Origin of the sequence: Acinetobacter sp. WC-141 (genome assembly GCF_000313935.1) — a bacterium.
Taxonomy (GTDB): domain Bacteria; phylum Pseudomonadota; class Gammaproteobacteria; order Pseudomonadales; family Moraxellaceae; genus Acinetobacter.
The window spans coordinates 1-3,836 of record NZ_AMSS01000019.1; the positions used below are offsets into that span (position 1 = coordinate 1).

Below are 3,836 nucleotides of genomic sequence, written 5' to 3' on the forward strand. Positions count from 1 at the left end.
TAAAACGTTGACCTATGACCGTGGACGCGAGATGGCAGAACATAAAATACTTGAAGAAGATTTAGGCATAGATGTATATTTCTGTGACCCACATTCACCCTGGCAAAAAGGCACATGCGAAAATATGAATGGTTTAATTAGGCAATATTTACCTAAAGGGATTGATTTAAATCAGGCAGATCAGCATTATTTAAATCAAGTTGCCATGTCACTGAATACTCGTCCTAGAAAAGCGTTAGATTGGCTTACACCATTAGAGAAATTTGCTCAGCTTGTTGATTATCATAAGACTTTTCAAACTGTCGCACCTCATGTTTGAATTCGCCCTAATATAAAAGCTTATTTTCAATAAAAAACACATCATAATACCCCCTTGCCTTTTAACCACAAAAATATTGAAGTTATTATTTAGAAGCAATTAATAGAAAAATAAACAAATCTTTTTTAAACAAGCTACTAATAAAAATATCTCCATCGAAAATAAAGTATAAAAATTCAAAAACCATTTAATAAAGTATCAATAGAGTTAAAATACATATAGCTTACTTTTAATTTTAAAGAGGAATACAAGAAATAATTTCTTGTATTCCTGTTATAAGATTGGGAGAACCAAGTTGATAATTTCACCCATTTCTTTGGATCTATTAATTTAAGTTTCGACTTTACTTATTTGAGCTTAGCCATTTGGTCGAGTCACAATCGGGAAAATTGAATCTGGACGTTTAAACATTGCAAAGAATTTTCCAATTTTCAGTGGATTACCTTTGACTTTACTGTCTTTAGAAAGCAGGACTTTTACCCCTTCTATTTGACCTGTAATCATTTTTAGATATAAGGGCTTGGTTAAGGTTAATGTAGGGCAATCCAATGCCAAATCTTTACTTTCATCATAACGCTTAAACTGCATGACTGAGTTTTCAACCCATAATGAAAAATGCTCTTTGGTATCCGACAAAACCAGATTGATACACTGGTTTTCATTTTTTAAATTTTCCACATCTAAATTTGTCGCCATAGCTTCAAGAAATCTTTCAGTTGGTGTATGAATCAATAAATCACTCGGATCAGAAGTATTTTGTAGGGGTACATTATTTTGTAGCTCTTGAGCGCCCACCAAAAAGAAATTACGCCAAGTTGAAGCCTCAGCAGCATAGCCCAATTGACGATAAGTATTCGCCAATAAGTCTTTTGCTTGTTGGTTTTGAGGGTTATTCAACACAATATGTTTTAAAATCTCGGCAGCCCATCTATAGTCAGCTTGAGCGTAGGCATCCCGCGCATTTTTCAATGCATTGTTCTCCCCACCTGCTAACTCAATATATTTTTTTGCAACAGCTTTAGGGGGTAATGGATCTAAATTGGAAGGATGGGCATCGAACCATCCCATATAATATTGGTATACTGCTTTTACATTATGTTTTAGGGTTCCATAATAGCCATGAGCATATAGTTTTTGATCAAGTGCCGCTGGAAGCTTAATTTTTTCGGCAATTTCAGCGCCATTAAAACCAGAGTTCATATATCTCACCGTCTGATCATGCGTGAACTTATAAACATCTCGCTGGGTTTTAATAAAATCTTGAATATTGTCATTGCCCCAGACAGGCCAATGATGCTGTGCAATCAATACATCGGATGCTTTGGCATGCTGCATTGCTTGGTCTAGATAGCCCACCCATTTTAAGGCATCACGGACTTTAGCACCCCGAAGGGTATAAAGATTATGCATGGTATGAGATAGAATTTCTGCGCCGTTATAAAGTTTCAATGATGGGATAGAGAACGTTAATTCTGCTGGTGCTTCTGAACCCGGCACGTTATAAAACACAAAATCCAAGCCATCAACCGTCATTTTCTGTTCTGGTTGAGTGATCAGTTGTGTAGGCTCAAGGATGCCCATTTTTCCCACAGCAACAGCCTTACCTAAACCTGTATCCACCAATCCTTCCGCATTTTTAGGTAGAAAAGTTCCATACATATAAGTCGCACGACGTATCATGGCTGAACCTGCCATCACATTTTCACTGGTCGCTTCTTCCATAAAGCCTTTTGGCGCAATAATTGGAGTTTTTCTAGCGTTAATTTCTTCGCTAGAAAGAACGCCTAATGCACCACCAAAATGATCGATATGGCTATGGGTAAAGATAATGGCTGAAATTTTTTGCTCACCTAAATGCTGTCTAGCAAATTTAAGTGCTGCTTCAGCCGTTTCTTTAGAGGTTAATGTATCCACAATAATCCAGCCAGTATCACCCTGAATGATGGTCATATTTGCCAAATCAAAACCACGAATTTGCCAAACTCGATCTGTTACTTTAAATAGCCCAACATTGTTGTTTAATTTTGCTTGTCGCCATAGAGTGGGATTAACGGTATTTGGTGCTTGATCTTGTAAAAAACTAAATGCATCAAAATCCCAGATAACATTGCCTTTCTCACTTTTAATTTGACCTGTTGGCTTGGCAATAAAGCCCTTTTGAGCCTGATTAAACTCAGTCATATCCTCTAAGTTATACTTCGCCTTATATGTATTATTTGATTCAATGACCGCTTTTTCTACTACAGTATTTGCTGCAAAAACAGAAAATGGCAGAATAAGCATCAATGAAACTGTTAAAAACTTAATTTTCATCTTCTTTCCTTTTTTTAAATAGAGGTGGTCCCACATGTTTGAACAACTAAAAGCTTATTTATAAGTGATACTCTGCTCTAGTTAAGCTACCTTATTTTGTTGTGGTAGCTGGTCATAGTAAAACTCATCTGGAGTCATTTTGTCCAGACTCGAATGAGGTCGTTTCAAATTATAAAATTCAAAATATGCGTTTAATTGCTTCTTCGCATCCAAAACATTGCTGTAGGCTTTGAGATACACCTCTTCATATTTAACGCTCCGCCATAATCGTTCAACCATCACATTATCAACCCATCGACCTTTACCATCCATGCTGATTTGGATGTCATTTGATTTCAATACATGGCAGAGTAAAACTTGAAGTGCGACATAAACCACCTAATTAATTTAAAGGGTTTATGGAGTATATAAAATTGTCATACCATCATCTTAACTTTGAAGATCGTACTGCATTAATGCTTGAGTCAAGAAAAGAAGGCTTTTCAGCCAGAAAATTTGCTGAACTCATTAAAAGACATCCTAGTACGATCTATCGTGAGCTTAAAAGAAATAGCATCAATGACGTTTATCAAGCTCGATATGCTTCTGATAACACCTTCGCTAGACGTAGACGTGGTCACAGAAAACTCAAAATCGATTCAATCCTCTGGAAATTTATTGTTGAAGCGATCCGTTGTTTATGGTCTCCTCAGCAAATAGCAAAGCGTTTAAAGACATTTCCTGATTTGGATCAAACAATGAATGTAAGCCATACAACGATTTATTCAACGATACGAGCATTACCAAAGGGTGAGTTGAAAAAAGACTTATTATCCTGTCTGCGTCATGAAAATAAAAAGCGAAAAGCTAACGGTGAACCTAAAAAAGATTCTATATTACAGGATATTAAAACTATTCATGAGCGCCCAGCCGAAGTTCAAGAAAGAAAAATACCGGGTCATTGGGAAGCTGATTTAATTAAAGGTAAAGACAATAAAAGTTCGATAGCAACACTTATTGAACGAAATACACGGCTCTGTATCTTGGCAACATTACCTGATGCAAAGGCAGAATCAGTGCGCAAGGCTTTAACTGAAGCTCTGAAATATTTACCTGCAGAACTGCGTAAAACGTTGACCTATGACCGTGGACGCGAGATGTCAGAACATAAAATACTCGAAGAAGATTTAGGCATAGATGTATATTTCTGTGACCCACATTCACC

General features: G+C 36.6%; 3 protein-coding genes and 1 pseudogene. 2 read left to right on the forward strand and 2 right to left on the reverse strand.

The window, feature by feature from the left end:
• A partial coding sequence (locus tag ACINWC141_RS19275; protein WP_002123542.1) for an IS30 family transposase occupies positions 1 to 319 on the forward strand: 319 nt, incomplete at its 5' end.
• A gap of 357 nt (positions 320 to 676) precedes the next feature.
• On the opposite strand, the gene ACINWC141_RS03295 is transcribed toward ACINWC141_RS19275, so the two are convergent.
• Together ACINWC141_RS03295 and ACINWC141_RS03300 are read right to left on the reverse strand one after the other, a co-directional pair.
• Positions 677 to 2,632, reverse strand: a complete 1,956-nt coding sequence (locus ACINWC141_RS03295; RefSeq protein ID WP_000693745.1) for an alkyl/aryl-sulfatase — start codon at positions 2,630 to 2,632, stop codon at positions 677 to 679.
• Positions 2,633 to 2,713: 81 nt separating this feature from the next.
• Positions 2,714 to 2,974: pseudogene (locus ACINWC141_RS03300) on the reverse strand (integrase core domain-containing protein); the annotation flags it as partial.
• Positions 2,975 to 3,030: 56 nt separating this feature from the next.
• Between ACINWC141_RS03300 and ACINWC141_RS03305 the strand changes: the two are divergent.
• Positions 3,031 to 3,836 (forward strand): IS30-like element ISAba125 family transposase (locus ACINWC141_RS03305; protein WP_081033352.1); only part of this gene is annotated, 806 nt, incomplete at its 3' end.

Excerpts from the sequence above, each read along its gene's own strand:
- ACINWC141_RS03295 (WP_000693745.1), bottom strand. The coding sequence starts at position 2,632 with ATGAAAATTAAGTTTTTAACAGTTTCATTGATGCTTATTCTGCCATTT.